Raw genomic sequence first — 16968 nt, forward strand, 5'->3', positions numbered from 1 at the left:
AGCAGTATCAGTAAAGCTAAAGGGAATAGGATTAGGTATATTGATCTTGTAAGTTTCATGATAAGAATTTTAAAAATTAAACTGTAATCCAAGTGAATAAGTCGTTAAAGGAGGTAATGTCGTAATACCCGGAATCTCAGGATCGACCCCAAAGAACCTGCTCCATGTATACAGGTTCTGGCCCTGAAAGTAGACTTTAACAGACCGAAAAATAGCATCCTGTAAGGGAATAGAATATCCGACCTGTACATTTTTTAACCGTATAAACGAGGCGTCAGAAATCGAAGCATCACTTTTCCGATATAAAGTTTGCGCAGCGTTGCTTTTGGATGTGTAGGGCATGTATGTTCCTGTGGGGTTCTGTGGTGACCACACATCAAGCACTTCCACTGGCTGGTTGTTCATACTGCCCGGAATAGGCATTACGTAATTATAGTTCCTGCTTTTCTTTTTTACAAATTGGAACAGAAAAGAAAATTCCCAGTTTTTATATATAAATGAATTGTTCCACCCTCCAAAATACTTTACATCAAGCTTTTCAATTTTAAGGTCATCATCAGGAGATGTGATTTTACCATCACCATTGAAATCTGTAAAAGTATAAACTCCGGTTTTAGGATCTATACCTGTGTATTCATAAACCTTGATTATGGATGTAGGCTCTCCGATTACATATTGTCTTGCATAAGGAGAACCTTCAAGTCCCGGAAATGAAATCAGTTTATTTTTTGGAAAGCTGACATTTAATGAAGTTTCCCACTTAAAGTTCTCCCTATTGATTGGCTTAGCATTCAGTTCGATCTCAGTTCCGGAATTTTCTACTGTTGCCTGTAGGTTCGCCATTACTGTCGGAAATCCTGTTATTTCAGGTAACTGATACCCCAACAGCTGGTTGGAAGAACGGTTTCTATACCACAGGGCATTCAGGTTTATACGGTTCTTCAAAAACCCCAGTTCCAGTCCTATTTCCATCTTTGTTGTCTTTTCCCAGCTATAATCAGGATTATAAAGCCGTGAAGGCAACATTGCTATTGTACCGTCATAGGATGAAGAAGATACCGTATATGTATCAAGATATTGATAGTCACCGATATTGTCACTTCCGGCGGTACCATAACTTGCTCGCATTTTTCCAAAACTCAGCCATTTTGAATCCTTTAGAAAATTTTCTTTCGTAAAGATCCATGCGGCTCCCAGCGCTCCAAAATTTGCATATTTCCTGTTTGTCCCAAATCGGCTGCTTCCGTCACGTCTTCCTGTGATATTGAGGATATACCTATTCTTAAATTGATAATTAAGTCTTCCATACAGCGCTGCATAACGGTAATCCGACCTGACCTGATCTGAAACGATCTTTGTTTTTGCGGCACCGATATTTTCGATGAAGACGTTGCTCTCAAAACCGATTCCCTGCATCTGAACCTGTTGATGGGTGTCCCGCTGATAGGTTCCCCCGATAAGCATGTCTATTTTATGATTGCCCCATGATTTTTTCCAATTGACCTGCGGTTCGATAATGATGGAAAAACGTTTCTGGTTTCCGGTTGTTGAAGTAGAAGTCGCACTTGACTGCCCCTGAAATGTAGCCGGATTGTACATGGTATTGGGTTCCAGAGATATATCCTCAAATGTCTGATAATTGATTCCACCATTTAACCGGATGTTAAGATCCTGAACTAAACTAAACGATGCATTTAGGTTGCTCAGGAATTGCTTGTTGTTATTGGAATATCTACTGTTATATGCTGCAATGGGATTATTAAAGGTATTATTTCCCCAATTTACACTTCCATCGGGGTGATATAATGCTGGTGCATTGGGAGAAAGAAAATAGGCCCGCTGGGTCGCATCTGTTCGCACAATGTTATTTTTCCTGTCGGCAAACATATTATAGATATTTATCTGAAAGCGATTATCCGTAGAATGGTGTGATATGCTGGATGACAGGTTATTCCCTGAATACTTAAAATCTTTACCAAAGACCGTTGACTGTTCATTATGCCCCAGACTGACCAAAAAAGTAGTATTTGAATTACCTCCTGTTAACGCAACCTGTGTATTGGAGGAAGTACTGCTATTTCCTATCAGCTCTTTCCGCCAATTGGTATCCCTGTCCCGATTCCAGACTCCGTTGATATCATAAGCATTTGCTGGATAAGTAGCGATTCCGTCATTGATGTAAGCCTGTTTTCTCATTCCAAGATACTGAGCTGTATTCATCATTTTGAGGTTTGAATGAACCCTGCTTATTCCGTACTGTGTATTAACTGTTGCATTCAGTTTTCCGGTTTTCCCCTTTTTTGTTGTAATCAGGATAACTCCGTTAGCTCCTCTTGATCCATAGATAGCAGTAGCATCAGCATCTTTTAAGATTTCGATACTTTCTATGTCATTGGGATTTATATTGTTCAGAGGGTTTATACTGCCGTAGGTCAATACCGATGCGGCACTTCTTGTACTGATCCCAACTATTGGAATTCCATCCACCAGATATAATGGCTGGTTACCATCAATTTCACTGTTATCCGTAGTTCTCAGACTATTTCTACCACGAATCTGCACATCGAAACTACCACCTGCAACCCCTGAATTTTGGGTGATATTGACACCTGCGGCTCTGCCCTGTACTGCTCCAAGGGCATTGTTGATGGGTTGGTTTTCAATTTGTTTACTACCTACTTTTGAAATACTACCTGTGCGTTCTTTATCCTTGACAGTGTAATATCCCGCATTGACAACAATCTCATCTATTTTGTTTACCTCCAATGTACTTTTTATTGTATCGATTTTTGCGAGAGGAATTGAAAATTGTTCATAGGAAGATACTGTGGTTTTACCCTTCTTCTCCCTTATGATTAGGCCATTATTATAGATCAGGGCTTCAAATGGAAGACCTTCCAGTAGTTTATTCATACAGCCAATGACAGTTTCATTAACACATTTTGTTTCTTTAACAGAATACTTATCCAACTGGCTGTTGGTATAACCAAATTTTTGAATTTTATTTTTGGAAATAAATTTCTCGATTGCTTCCGAAGCCGAAATTTTTCCGACCTCAAACTGTACCCTCATTGTGGAAAGGTCCTGTTGGGCACCTAGCCCCTGCCAACCAACTAAAAAGAATACGGCGGCACTGCATAAAATTTTCATATTTTTGCATTGTATTTAATTAATATTCGATTCTGATTTTTTAAATAATTGAATACGTGGCCGACGGTCCCACCCGTCGGCTTTTTGTATCCTTTAATCTCTGTTACTGATCTGGAATCAGGGCTGGTGTCATCAAACACCATATCTTATTTTTCAAGTTCAAATGTTTGTTCATTGATTTTTTTATTTCTAAGGTTAAGTTGAACAGATAGTGCTTCCAAAAATTGCTGCCCTGTACTGTTCTTCTGTGTTATGGTAACCTTTGTATCCCTGATTTCATCAGGGTAGTTAATATTGATCTGGTAAGTTTCTTCAATGGTCTTTATGGCGTCGCCGAAAAGGCAATCCGTAAACACCAGTGTTGCCTCTTCAGAACCAGCTTGGGGTATTTTGTCCGTTTTGCTCACTGTCGCTACTTTAGAACTACCAAAATTCCTGAAAGACTGTCGTGGCTCGAGTATCAGATAATCTTTTGGACTGTCTACTTTGTAAACCCGAACCTTTCCCTCATAGAGATCCACTGTAAATGTTTTTCCGATCTGTGAAACTTTGAAAACGGTTCCAAGTACTTTTGTTTCATAGCCATTTCCATGAACAATAAAAGGATGTTCTTTGGATTTGGTCACTTTAAAAATCGCATCCCCCTGTAAATAAACATCACGGGTATTGAATGGAAAGCTTTTTTCCACGGTTAATTTTGCACCCTTTAGTAAGGTAACCTCTGAAAGATCTGCCAATACGATTGTACGATCTGAAGAATCCGCCATATATATATCATCACGGATCTTTGTGTCATAATAGATTAACCCTGATATTCCGATCAACATTACAAGACATGCAGAAACACCGATTCTGATCCGGGTTCTCTTTCGTTTCTTCTTTCTGACATCAATCTTTATTCTTTCCCACATCTGCTGGAGTTCACTTTCCGTGGGTGGATCTATTTTAGGTTCCTGTGTGTTCATAAATATGTCCCTTTATATATAAATATGCAGGAACATGAAAAATCACACCCCCTAGAGATGTGATTTTAACTTATTTTATGAATGTTTAACTAATTTTAAGAATCAAATAGCTTTTTTTTGAGAAACGTAATAGCCTTACTGATCTGGTTTTCAACAGCTGATCTTGACATATTCAAACGCTCGGCAATTTCCTGCTGGGGAATACCTTCAAGTTTGTTAAGGATCAGAATTTCCCTGCGTCGTTCAGGTAACATCCCGATCCCTTCATTAACCTTATCAAGATCTATTTCATAACTTACTTTATCATCGATTTCATCTAGACTCATATCAGGAATATCAACCTGTAAAGAATCATAATAAGGCTGCTTACTTGTTCGGCGGTAGAATGATGCTACTTTTTGTTTGCAGGTATTGAATATGATTGCATCGGGGTTATCGGTATTCAAAATATCTCCCTTATCCCAAAGGTGGGTAAATACCTCCTGCATCACATCCATCATATCATCCCTGTTTTGTATCCGTCCACTCAGGTAACTAAATACCAGACCTTGATACCTGTAAAAAATGGATTCATACAGATGTTCGTCAGATAATGTATTATGGTTACGGATATGGGACATTAGGTTGTCATTGGTTTAACAAATTTACTTATTTTTTATTAATCACTAAAAATGCAAAAGATAACAATGATAGCATTGTTGCATATAGCTTCAGATGATTTCATAATAGTTTTATGTACAACATAATTCTTTATTTACCTGATGATTTGGTAACTTTACATTACTAATAACCAATGGGATTATGAAATCCATTATGATGATCGATGAAAAGGAACTGCTGAATAGATTGCAGAATGGAGATCAATTGGCTTTCAGCCATGTTTTTACAACTTATTATTCAGGTATGTGCCTTTTTGCTGAAAAATATGTGGGCACGGAATATGCAGAAGACATTACAGAAAATGTATTTTTAAAACTTTTGGAGGCAGCTATTCCTTTTAACGACTCTACCCATCTGAAAGCTTACCTCTACCGTTCCGTTAAGCATTCCTGTCTGGATTGGCTCAAAAGCAAAACAAGAGAATATACCCGACATTCTGCCTACATAGAAGCATACAATGAACCCCAGCTGAGCTATCTTACTCGCATCATGGAAACCGAGACAATACGTATTCTTTACAATGCACTTGAAAGCCTGCCAGATCAGACAGCACAGGTTATGAAAATGACTTATCTTGATGGTCTGAGCAATCAAAAAACAGCAGATGAACTTGGTGTATCCATCAATACTGTAAAAACCCATAAGCAGCGTGGTCTGGGTAAACTCCGCCAGATTTTACCAAAGGAACATTTCGGTATTTTACTTGTTTTTCTTTTTTCCTGATTTTTTTTAGTTCCCTGTCATCCTTTTTTGAATCCGTGTCGTTTGGTGTATACAACGCAACAAAGGATGATAGAATATAACCAAGAATACGATGCGGTAAAATTAGGTGAGCTGGCAGCTAAAAGGCTCCGTAATGAACTTTCTGAAAAAGACGAGGAATTATTGAACCATATTCTGGATAGGCAACCTGAATTAAGAAATGCCTATCAATTCCTCACCAGCGATAATGAAGATTTCCAATTTAAGGAAACTAAGATCTATGATTCTAAAACAGCCCTTGAACGTGTACTACTCCGATACAACAGACCTCGCAAAAAGAAAAAGCGGGCAATCTGGTATGCGGCTGCTTCGCTTATAGTATTTTTGAGTTTAGGAGCGTATTGGATCATTTCTATTCAACATCTGTCAGACAAGGAAAATCTTGTTTCCCGGTATGGTAATGATATTATTGCTGGAACTGTTAAACCGAAAATCATTCTATCCAATGGCAGCAGTTATGAGCTGGATACTGCACAGGGAGGTATACAGGTACAGGAAAATAGAATTCAGTATGAAAATGGAAACCGTATCGTATCCGGTAATGAGCTGGTGAATATCACCCTTGTTACCCCAAAAGGAAGACAATACAGAATCACCTTACCCGATGGAACAAAAGCGGTGTTAAATGCAGCGACCTCGCTTACTTATCCCACCCGCTTCACAGGTAAACAGCGGCTTGTCAAACTGGACGGTGAAGCTTATTTTGAAGTTACTCCTGATCCCAGACAGCCGTTTCATGTAAAAAGCAATAATCAGGAAATTGTCGTACTGGGAACTAAATTTAATGCCTCCTCCTATCCAGCGGAAAAGACAGTGACCACACTGATCGAAGGTAAGATTCATTTAAGTGCAGAGAATACAAAAGATATCCTGCTTGCTCCGGGGCAACAGGCAGAACTGGGAAAAGAGAACTTTAAAGTACAGGAAGTCCATACCGAAGATTATACCTCCTGGATGAACAATGAATTTATTTTTAACAACATGCCACTTGATGAAGTATTTGCTGTACTGGAAAAATGGTATGATGTTTCTTTCGACTATCCGCAGGAACTTATCGGTCAGCGCATCTATGTGGAAATGACCCGCAAGCGTAAACTGTCCGAAGTGCTGACCATATTGGAGGAAGTAACCAGTCTCAAATTTAAAATCGAAGGAAGGAGGATAATTATCAGAAAATAAATGTTTCATAAGTTGGACTGGCACCAGAAAAATGCCGGAGCTGCTGTAACAGTTCCGGCGGGTGTCGGTTTCCAAAAATATCTGCGTTAACAACTAATTTATAGACCAACGATACAAACTTACGTATTACCCGGCGCTAAGTCAATAAAAGAATTGACAGAAAGCCAAATACCCTGTTTGTATCCTATCAATGATGAAAAATGAAAACCAGTAAACAAAAAAGGCGTTCTGTTTTTCTGCTATGCCTGTTTTACTTTTCTGCATTGGCCTGCGCCTATTCTCAGCAGATCACATTTTCCGTTAAAAAAGAGAAACTGTCCACTGTGATGAAGGAGCTTCGCAAACAGAGCAAAGGTTATGATTTTGCCTTTAATGCCCAGATTTTGGAAAAAGCAGTTCCTGTGACCGTGACGCTTAAAAACAGCAGTCTCGAAAAAGCACTGGCGGAGATCTTTAAAGGACAGCCATTGACCTATGAAATCAATAGCAAAACCATTGTAATCAAGGTAAAAGAAGCAAAAGCTCCTAAAGTTTCAGAAAATAGACAGACAAAAGGTACTGGAAATGGACAGTCCCTGCGTGGCCGTGTAACAGATGAAAAAGGGACCCCATTGGCAGGTGCGACCATTCAGGTCAAAGGCTCAAATTTTATCACCAGTTCGGATAATACCGGAAATTTTGAACTGCCGATGGAATACAGCAGTGCTACACTACAGATTGCATTTATCGGTTATACTACCGCAGAGTATGGCGCAAAATCCGGCGTTGAAGCTGTCTTAAGAAAAAGCGAATCTGTACTGGATGAAGCTGTAGTGATTGCCTATGGAACAACGACCAGACGGCTAAGTACAGGAAATATCGCACGGATTTCTTCCGAGGATATCAGCAATCAGCCTGTTTCAAATCCATTGGCAGCCTTATCAGGCAGAATCCCCGGCCTGATTGTATCGCAGAGCAGTGGTGTTCCGGGATCAAAAATAAATGTTGAAGTGCAGGGCCGCAATAACCTGAGTGCTTCCATAAAAGCTGAGCCTTTATATATTATCGATGGGGTGCCCTTTGCTCCGGGAAATGAAGCCACAAATAGATTGGGAGCCACTCAGTTGAGCCCATTTGCCCTCATCAATCCATCCGACATTGCCAGCATAGAAATTCTAAAAGATGGGGACGCAACAGCCATTTATGGTTCCAGAGGTGCATACGGTGTGATATTGATAACGACAAAAAAAGGTTCTGCCGGAGCAACAATAGTCAATGCTTCTGTAAATATGGGATTGAATAAAGTTACCCGCCTGATCGACCTTCTGGATACACAGCAGTACCTTGAAATGAGAAAAGAGGCATTTTCAAATGATAAGGTAACGCCTGACCTGTTTAATGCTCCCGATCTGCGGAATTATGACCAGAGCAGGTATACTGACTGGCAAAAAGAACTTATTGGAAATAGCTCACGATCGACCGATGCCCAACTTTCTTTCTCAGGAGGAAGTGCCAGCACGCAGTTTCTGGTAAGTGGAGGCTATTTAAAAGAAAACCTTGTATTCAAAAACACAAAACCATACAGCCGGGGTTCTACCCATTTTACGCTGAACCATTCCTCAGAAAATAAAAAGCTTACACTCGCATTGACTGGATCTTATGCTGTAAACACCAATAATACCAACAGTTCCGATCTTACCAACTTAGCCATGGTACTTCCTCCCAATTATCCTGATCCAATTGCGGAAGATGGGACGCTGATCTGGGAAAATAACGGTGAACCCTTATATTATGGGAATCCCTTTGCTTATACAAAGGAAAGATTTGCCAGCAAAATGAATAATCTCAATGCCAATATGATGCTGGGTTATACTTTTTTCAAGGGTCTTACGGCAAAGATAAGTCTGGGTTATAACAGTGTGGATACAGAAACAAAACTCCTTGTTCCCGGTCAGGCACAGGATCCCCGCTATGCCCCCGAACCTTATATGCAGACATCTGACCTCAAAAATAAAAGCTGGATTATTGAACCACAGCTCAATTATACAACAGCGCTATTGGGTGGCTCGTTGCAGGCTTTACTGGGCTCTACTTTTCAGCATGCCCAGGACAATGGTCAGGAGATATTTGCCTACGGGTTTTCATCTGATGAACTGCTTGGCTCTTTAGGGGCAGCCAGAACCAATACAATCAACAGTGACTTTTCAGAATATCGATATGCGGCCCTGTTTGCACGATTGAATTACACACGTAAGAACCGTTATATAATCAATATTTCAGGCAGGCGGGATGGATCAAGTCGTTTTGGTCCGGGAAAACAGTTTGGAAATTTTGGTTCCATCGGTGCTGCATGGATCTTTTCAGAAGAAAATTTTTTCAAAGACAGACTGCCATTTTTTAGTTTCGGTAAACTACGGGCAAGTTATGGAATTACAGGAAGCGATAAAATTGGAAACTATCAATATCTGGAAACCTGGCAAAGTGTCGCCAACCCTTATCAATCTATAAAAGGGCTCTATCCGACAAGACTTGCAAATCCCGACTTCCGATGGGAATCCAACAAAAAGCTTTCTTTGGGATTAGAAACTGGATTTATAAAAGACAGGTTATTGATCGCTGCATCGTACTATAATAACAGAAGCAGTAATCAGCTGATCTCAACTCCATTACCTTATATCACAGGATTCCCTTCAATCATAGAAAATTTTCCTGCTACGATACAGAATACGGGATGGGAAATCGTCATCAATGCTGAAAATATCAAAAAACCGGACTTTACCTGGTCTTCATCTTTAAATATAACGTTTCCAAAAAACAAGCTGTTACGCTTTCCTGAGCTAGAATCATCCAACTTTGCTAATCTTTACCTTATTGGAAAGCCACTGAACCTGATCTATGCTTATCAGTTTGAAGGGGTAAATCCCGAAACCGGATTGTTTTCCTTTGCAGACCAAAATGGTGATGGCATACTCGATAAGACTGACCGAATCTATCAGGGAAGCTTAGATCCTACATTTTATGGTGGTTTACAAAATACATTCAGCTACAAAGGGTTTCGGGCTGATATTTTCTTTGAATTCCGTAAACAGACAGGGATCAATTACCTGAGTTCAATTTATACGGGGAGCAGTATGCCGGGGTATATGACCAACTTTCCGACACTGGTCATGGATCGTTGGAGAAATCAGGGAGACATCAAAGCCATACAGAAATTTACAGCTACAGAAGGCTCCTCTGCAAGTGAAATGGCAGAGATATTATCCAATCCAACACAAAATGGAGCCCTATTTTCAGATGCTTCCTTTTTACGGTTAAAAACCCTTTCCATTGCGTACACCCTGCCAAAACAGATGATTTCCAGTGCTGGAATTAAAGGACTGACTGTTTTTGCACGAAGTCAAAATTTACTGACCCTGACCTCCTATAAAGGCTCCGATCCTGAAATTCAGAATTTAAGGATACTGCCCCCATTAAGGACATATATTTTAGGTTTACAGCTCACTCTTTAATCTATCATCCGATGAAATCTATTTTTACTCTAACTAAATACAGTACATTGATAGTAATATTTCTATTATGCTCCTGTGAAAAGTTTCTGGAAATCGATGCTCCTGTTGATGAGACAGTTTCCGAAACGGTGTTCGATTCAAAGAAAACAATTGAATCTTCTGTTGTCGGGCTATACAGCCAGATGAGTTCAAGCAATAATTATGCGATGAACGGCTTTCTATCTGTTTATTCCGGACTCAGTGCTGATGAACTGCGGAACACCTCTGGTACGGCAAATGTAGAGCAGTTCAGAACAAATGAGCTTATGAACAGCAATGCGCTTCTGCTCAATAATTTATGGAGGGCTTATTATGCGTATATCTACCATAGCAAAGCTGTTCTTGAAGGCCTACAAACGACAAAAGCGGTTACAGAAGAAGAAAAACAGCCATTTATGGGAGAAATGCTTTTTGTCCGTGCAATATCGTATTTCTATCTGGTCAATCTGTTTGGAGATGTACCGCTTATTCTGTCAACAGATTACGAATCAAACAGGCGTCTGAAAAGAACAGAAACAGCTAAAATATATCAGCAGGTTACCAGTGACCTTTTACTTGCAGAAAAATACCTTCCTGCGGATTACCCATCCTCAGAAAAAATTAGACCGAACCTATTTGTGGCAAAAGCATTGCTGGCACGTATTTATCTGTTCACCGGACAATACGATAAAGCTAAATCAAAAGCTGATGAAGTGATTGGAAGTGGTTTATATGAGCTTGAAAAACAACTTGACTTTGTATTTCTACCTACCAGTAAAGAAGCGATCTGGCAGCTTTATCCAACCAATACTTCTTACAACTCCTCAGAGGGCTTCACGTTTATTCCATCCAGCACCACAGCCAGACCTGCCTATATGCTAACGGAATCATTGCTTCAGGCTTTTGAAAATGGTGATAAAAGAAAGGAGAATTGGAGTGGTACACGAAAGATTGGTAACATCTCCTATACATACCCATTTAAATATAAGGTAAGAAGTGGTACCGATAAAACGGAATATAATACTGTATTACGACTTGCTGAATTATACCTGATCCGGGCAGAAGCCAATGCACAGACCGGAAATATCCATGAAGCGATAAAAGATGTCAATGTAATCAGAACCCGGGCAGGTTTAGAAAACTTGGCAGAGAATCTTTCCAAGGAAGAATGTCTTTCTGCCGTGACTCAGGAAAAAAGGATTGAATTTTTTGCGGAATGGGGACACCGATGGTTGGACTTAAAACGCACAGCTTCTGCTGATGTAGTACTGGGTAGCTTAAAAGATTCCTGGCAGTCTAGCGATGCATTATATCCGATCCCACAAACTGAAATAACCAAAAATCCTTTTCTAATTCAAAATCCTAATTATTAAAAATATGAAAAAATATATCGTATGTATCCTATTGGTCTGCATAGCAGTCTTAGGCTATTCTCAAAATACCAGAACGGTATTTGGTGTTAATGATACAATGCCTTTTACCAACTTTAATAGTATTCAAAATAACACAAATAAAACCCTGACATTGCCCGTAAAGGACAAAAAGCTGACTTTGTTTTACATCCTTAACACAAGCTGTATTCCCTGTATAAAAAAAATCCCGACACTCGAACGGTACCAGAAAAATTATGAGAAGGATATTCAGATCGTACTTGTTTTTACTGATAGCCTAAAAAAAATAAATAAGGTCAAAGAGAGAGTAGAAATACTTCGTAAAACATTCCTCCCGATACTGTCTGCTGAAAGTGGACTCGATAAACAATTTCCTTATAAGGTTTATGGAGAAACCATTTGGATCGATGAAAATAGGATAATAAAAAATTCCACTGGCTCAGATGAAATCAAGGAAGAGAATATCAAAATATTTTTAGACAAAACTAAACTTCCGTTTGTTTTGGAGAAAACACATTATATTGATGTCAGTAAAGGTATGCTAGAAAATATGAAGTTAGACAGTGGAAACAGGGAATTATTCAGTTTTCATTTGTTTCGTATAGCACCTAGTTTTAATACCAGAGCAAGTACCTCCTCATCAGAGGAACCGGATCCTACCGAAAAGATCACCCGATGGTATAGATATACATCGGACCTTCGGACTATTGGTAAACATTTGTTAAATAAGAGATATATACATGATAGCAGGGTAATTTTTGAAGTAACCAATAAAGAAAAATTAGTTCCGGATTATTCGCAAAAAGGAGATAACCGATTTGCATTTGATTTTACTTTTCCCCCAATGACAATAGTCTCTGCAAGAGAACTGATGAAGCAGCAGTTTGAATCAGTTCTTAGTATTGAATTTAAAGATACCGTTCAAAACATAGAATGCTACGTTATGCGCCGATTTAAAAACGTGGATATTTCTCAGAAACATGCTTATACCAATGCCGATGTTCCATACGAACAGCTTAAAACAGATAATATTTTATCTAAGTTGGATTCACAAGGGATTCAACATATGCAAAGTTGGGAATGGTACGGAATTATTGATGCCCTAAATTCTGGCGGTTTCAGTCGACAATTCAAGTATTTTATCGTCGATGAAACAGGAATTCAGCGTGATCTTAAAGTAGATTTCTCGATTCTGCTGCGAACGGATAATATAGAACTGGTCAATCAATCTATTGCCAAATATGGTGTAAAACTTGAAAAGGCAATGAGACCTCTGGAAATTATACTGATACGAGATAAATAGTAAAAACGGAGGCAAAATGCCTCCATTTTTTATTAATTAGGATTTGGGCCTAAGGTTTCAATAGGATTCGCCACTTCAGACGGTTTAACACCTGAAGAAGGATTGGCAGGATTATTCAATTGGGACGACGAATATCCTCTCTCACATCCTTGTAAGTCTTGGATACATCCACTAGCTGTTTCTTCATTAGCAATCGTATTTGATCTGATGAAAGTTGGGGTTGATCCTGTAGGTTGATACCAGTGTAATGTAGTCTGTTTTGAAATTTCAGATTTGTTGTCTTTGTTTGCTGAAAAAGCAAAAGCTGAAAAGGTACCGCCAGCAATAACCAATGCTGTAACGGCAATTTTGATAGTTTTCATTGTAATTGATTTTAATGATTATTAATTAGGCAGGAAATCTGCCTCTAAAAAGAAGATTGAAAAAGATACAGACGAGAAGGTCTATGGGTTGCTTTTACAATCGAAATGATTAAGATTTTTTTTTATACACCCTAAAGGGATACTTGCTTTAGCTTTACTGTTTTTTATAACAGTTTTAGTTGCATCTTAATACAGCTGTTTTGGAGTTCACTGGAGATCTGACCTTAAAAACTGAGTGACCAAAACAGCTGATAGATTATCATGAAAAACTTAATTATTATTAAATCAAATGTAGGTCAGATACTACGGGTTTACAAAACACTCTTGCTCAATTTCTGGAATAGCTTGCTCAAATTCTGGAAAAAGAACAAACAATTCTTATTTCTTAAGCCCTTGAATTTACCATGGATTCAAATGTAGGCCAGATCCTAAAGATTTACAAAACATTGCTGCTCATTTTGAACAATTTGAACATACAATTTGAACAATTTGTGTATGCTTTTCCTAGAAAAAGAACAAACATTTTTTATGTCTTAAATCCTCGGATAAATTGTTGATTCAAATTTATAAGTGTCAGATACATTTTACAAGAAAGTGTTGTGCTTGTTCGTATTTTGGCTGTGCCAGAAAAAAATTAGCACATGTTCGTGAAAATTAGCACCGACTGTCTTAACAGCGATAAACAGGGCGTTATTGAGTTTTTAAGATTGTAAAAAGTTCGAGTGATTAAAATATTCTGCCTTATAAATTTTGCTATTTAAACAACTGTATATTTTACGTTTAAGCACATAAAATTTAGAAAACGACTACAGGATGACTACAGATTAAATCCGTGGAAAATTCATTTTTGAGACTCGGCCGATACGAATTGATATATTGACTATCTTTCTAAATGAAAATATGAATTTCGGCTCCGAAAATATGAAAAATAATTCATTATGCTATCACCCGGAAATTTACCCATAAAAAGTATGGGGATTTTACGGAATAAAACTCATAAGGAAAAACATAATTTTATCATTGACAAAATGTATAAATGAAATATCTGTATAAGAGAGCTTTCATTTCAATAATTTCAAGATATAAATTTTCATATTGCAAAATTGAATGTGGTCGCCAGATATTTAGCTAATCTAGTGTCTGGCGTTATTTTTTTTCTGGTTTTACGGAAACCCGTAAGCTGTGTAAAAGATAAATCTTTACATTGCTAAAATGCAAAAGTCGTAGAACTACGACACTTTTTAAAATTATGCCTAATTCATTTGTACGTGAAATTCAGAGGTAATATATTGCATCACTAAATCAATAAAAAAACTTATGAAAATAAAAACCGATCAATCTAAAATAGTACTTCTTGTAAGTAGCTGAAAATAGCATTAGTTCCCAACTAACCGCTGTCCGATCTAATATCAAATCAGTCAATAACAGTAAAAGTTTTGAGGAGACCACAATTTACTGACTGCAATTTGATCTAAATAGTCTCATCCTATCTGGAAGCCATTCCAAAACATAATCAACACAACCGAAAAAAATTATGTCATGTTTAAAGACGATAAGAATCTTCCCAAGAAAGGAGCAGATTCAGTAAAAGGTGATATAGTCAAAAATATCCAGGAAGTAGCAACGAACATTCCAACTTCCAATAAAACGCTGTCAACCATCAAAACGGCAGGTAGCATGGCGCAAAGTTTTATGAATCAACCTTTGATTCCTACAGCTCCGACCGTAATGCAGAATAAGGTCTGGTCACAGCAGCCAACTTCAAAAATTTTCAATGCGCAGGCGATCCCTGAAAGTGCGATTGCTGGAATAAACCGTGTAGTTCGTCTTGATATACACGTTGAGGGAAAACCTATCAAATATTTTAAACATTTTAAATTAGTTCAGAGTGCTACTAAACATCATGAGTTTAAGCTTATTCTGGCACATGATACCCTTGGAAACGCAGAGAACCACAATCTTGAAGAAGTTCAAAATTTCTTGGGTAAAAGGATTACTGTCGTGTTTAAGTATAAAGACATTGATGAAGGACCCGAAAGAAATTTTGTAGGCGTTATTACAGAAGTTGGATTTAGCCAAGAAAAGGGGAGTTTGGGAAATCTTGTTTTGTCAGGTTTCAGTCCGACAATATTGTTGGATGCAGCACCGCATATTCAAAGTTTTGGCGGAGCCCAACCGATGAGTTTGAATAGTATAGCTACGGAGGTGATCCAGCAGGGATTAGGACAGGGCAAATTTGATTTTAGAGTGGATGCAAAACAGGGTAATGTTCCTTACAGTTCTCAATATGAAGAAACCCATTATAACTATTTAGCACGTATTGCTGAAGCATACGGTGAACAGTTTTTCTATGATGGTGAGGTATTGCACTTTGGTCAATTGCCTCCACAGGAACAGCCAGTTAAGCTTACTTATGGCAGTAATTTAAGCGATGTCTCAATTAAAATGAAGGCTCAGCATGTTAATCCTTCATTTTATGGCTATAACAGTAGCAAAAATGAGAAATTTAAAGGTGCTAATTCAAAAATCAACCACACTTCTGATATAGCAAAGCGTGCATACGAGATTTCCGAAAGAACATTTCAGACACCCTCTTTAAGGATCGCTCCCATAAGAGCATCTTCTTTTATGGATATTGATGCTTCCCAAAAAGGAACAGCTGGAAGTAAAGCATCAGAAGTTTTTATTACTTCCGGAAATACAACTGTTCCATTTCTCTATCCCGGATGTATCGCTGATATTGAGATGCGAAAGACCGATTCCAATGATACATCATATTTTACCAAACTAATGCTCATTGAAGTGACGCATGAAGTAGATGCAAGGGGGTATTACGATGGATCATTTCAGGCAATAGCATCTGACACGGGGTACATACCTAGACCGGAATTTACTATCCCTGTTGCAGAACCACAATTTGGGAAAGTTATTTCTAATACCGATCCCCAGAATCAGGGCCGAGTACAGGTTCAGCTCGATTGGCAAAGTGGACAGGATACTACCGAGTTTATACGTGTAATGTCACCAGATGCTGGAAGCAGTGAAAAGGTTGGTAAAAACCGGGGGTTTATGTCTATACCCGAAGTTGGCGATCAAGTCATTGTAAATTTCGTTCACCTTCATCCTGACAGACCTTTTGTTATGGGAGGAATGTATCACGGTGGAATTGGAGCTGGTGGTGGTGAAGGAAATAATGTTATGAGTTTCAGCGGACGAAGTGGTGCGGAACTAAAATATGATAACGGTGCAGGTTCCATGAATCTGAAAGATCAAGGTGGTGCTAATTTGAATTTTGATGGTGCAGGAAATGCAACAACAAACGCAAATACAAACCACACAGTCAATGCAGGAAGTACAAATGTCATCAATGTTGGTGGAAAGAAAGATTCGCCACCACAATCACTTTTGAAAATGGACGCAGGCGGTAATATTACACTGGACGGAAAAACAAGTATTACTTTTCAGGTTGGAGGTAATAAGATTGTCATTGATGGTAAGGGAATTACAGGAACTGTGGCAAATGGCAATATAAGCTTTGATGCTAAGGCTGGAACTTTTACAATGCACAGTCAAGGAACTATGGACATAAAAACAGATGCAGCATTATCTGTGGATAGTAAAACATCAAAAATCAATTCTTCGGGTGCAACAAATATAACTGGTGCGGACGTGGAGATTAATAAAGGGTAA

At 38.5% G+C, this 16968-nt stretch carries 10 protein-coding genes; 6 read left to right on the plus strand and 4 right to left on the minus strand.

Annotated features, from left to right (window positions below):
- Positions 1-69 precede the first annotated feature (69 nt).
- The 3 genes from BBI01_RS07475 to BBI01_RS07485 form a co-directional block, all read right to left on the minus strand.
- On the minus strand, positions 70-3150 hold the full coding sequence (locus BBI01_RS07475) for a SusC/RagA family TonB-linked outer membrane protein (protein WP_065394042.1): 3081 nt from the start codon (positions 3148-3150) through the stop codon (positions 70-72).
- 146 nt (positions 3151-3296) lie between these two features.
- Complete coding sequence (locus BBI01_RS07480; protein ID WP_065394043.1) at positions 3297-4115, minus strand: FecR family protein; 819 nt, start codon at positions 4113-4115, stop codon at positions 3297-3299.
- A 95-nt stretch (positions 4116-4210) separates the two neighbouring features.
- Positions 4211-4735, minus strand: a complete 525-nt coding sequence (locus BBI01_RS07485) for an RNA polymerase sigma factor (protein WP_065394044.1) — start codon at positions 4733-4735, stop codon at positions 4211-4213.
- 181 nt (positions 4736-4916) lie between these two features.
- Between BBI01_RS07485 and BBI01_RS07490 the strand changes: the two genes are divergently transcribed.
- The 5 genes from BBI01_RS07490 to BBI01_RS07510 all read left to right on the plus strand — a co-directional run bounded on the left by BBI01_RS07490 (position 4917) and on the right by BBI01_RS07510 (position 12916).
- Positions 4917-5498, plus strand: a complete 582-nt coding sequence (locus BBI01_RS07490) for an RNA polymerase sigma factor (protein WP_065394045.1) — start codon at positions 4917-4919, stop codon at positions 5496-5498.
- A 66-nt stretch (positions 5499-5564) separates the two neighbouring features.
- Positions 5565-6716 carry a FecR family protein gene (locus tag BBI01_RS07495; RefSeq protein ID WP_065394046.1) on the plus strand — a complete coding sequence of 384 codons (1152 nt, stop codon included), beginning with the start codon at positions 5565-5567 and terminating at the stop codon, positions 6714-6716.
- Positions 6717-6916: 200 nt separating this feature from the next.
- Entirely contained in the window at positions 6917-10204 is a 3288-nt protein-coding gene (locus tag BBI01_RS07500) for a SusC/RagA family TonB-linked outer membrane protein (protein WP_065394047.1), read from the plus strand.
- Between the two features lie 47 nt (positions 10205-10251).
- A complete protein-coding gene (locus tag BBI01_RS07505; RefSeq protein WP_165602231.1) occupies positions 10252-11595 on the plus strand; it encodes a RagB/SusD family nutrient uptake outer membrane protein in 1344 nt (447 codons plus the stop codon).
- 4 nt (positions 11596-11599) lie between these two features.
- Entirely contained in the window at positions 11600-12916 is a 1317-nt protein-coding gene (locus tag BBI01_RS07510) for a TlpA family protein disulfide reductase (protein WP_065394049.1), read from the plus strand.
- Positions 12917-12948: 32 nt separating this feature from the next.
- On the opposite strand, the gene BBI01_RS07515 is transcribed toward BBI01_RS07510, so the two are convergent.
- Positions 12949-13278, minus strand: a complete 330-nt coding sequence (locus BBI01_RS07515; RefSeq protein ID WP_065394050.1) for a hypothetical protein — start codon at positions 13276-13278, stop codon at positions 12949-12951.
- A gap of 1539 nt (positions 13279-14817) precedes the next feature.
- Here BBI01_RS07515 and BBI01_RS07520 point away from each other — a divergent pair.
- Positions 14818-16968: a type VI secretion system Vgr family protein gene (locus BBI01_RS07520; protein WP_185114345.1), complete on the plus strand. Its 2151-nt coding sequence runs from the start codon at positions 14818-14820 to the stop codon at positions 16966-16968.

It is taken from the genome of Chryseobacterium artocarpi (assembly GCF_001684975.1).
In the GTDB taxonomy this organism is placed as follows: Bacteria; Bacteroidota; Bacteroidia; order Flavobacteriales; family Weeksellaceae; genus Chryseobacterium; species Chryseobacterium artocarpi.

Bases quoted from the DNA above. Each gene is read 5' to 3' on its own strand.
- BBI01_RS07475 (WP_065394042.1), bottom strand. From the start codon at position 3,150: ATGAAAATTTTATGCAGTGCCGCCGTATTCTTTTTAGTTGGTTGGCAG.
- BBI01_RS07480 (WP_065394043.1), bottom strand. From the start codon at position 4,115: ATGAACACACAGGAACCTAAAATAGATCCACCCACGGAAAGTGAACTC.
- BBI01_RS07485 (WP_065394044.1), bottom strand. From the start codon at position 4,735: ATGTCCCATATCCGTAACCATAATACATTATCTGACGAACATCTGTAT.
- BBI01_RS07490 (WP_065394045.1), top strand. From the start codon at position 4,917: ATGAAATCCATTATGATGATCGATGAAAAGGAACTGCTGAATAGATTG.
- BBI01_RS07495 (WP_065394046.1), top strand. From the start codon at position 5,565: ATGATAGAATATAACCAAGAATACGATGCGGTAAAATTAGGTGAGCTG.
- BBI01_RS07500 (WP_065394047.1), top strand. From the start codon at position 6,917: ATGAAAACCAGTAAACAAAAAAGGCGTTCTGTTTTTCTGCTATGCCTG.
- BBI01_RS07510 (WP_065394049.1), top strand. From the start codon at position 11,600: ATGAAAAAATATATCGTATGTATCCTATTGGTCTGCATAGCAGTCTTA.
- BBI01_RS07515 (WP_065394050.1), bottom strand. From the start codon at position 13,278: ATGAAAACTATCAAAATTGCCGTTACAGCATTGGTTATTGCTGGCGGT.
- BBI01_RS07520 (WP_185114345.1), top strand. From the start codon at position 14,818: ATGTTTAAAGACGATAAGAATCTTCCCAAGAAAGGAGCAGATTCAGTA.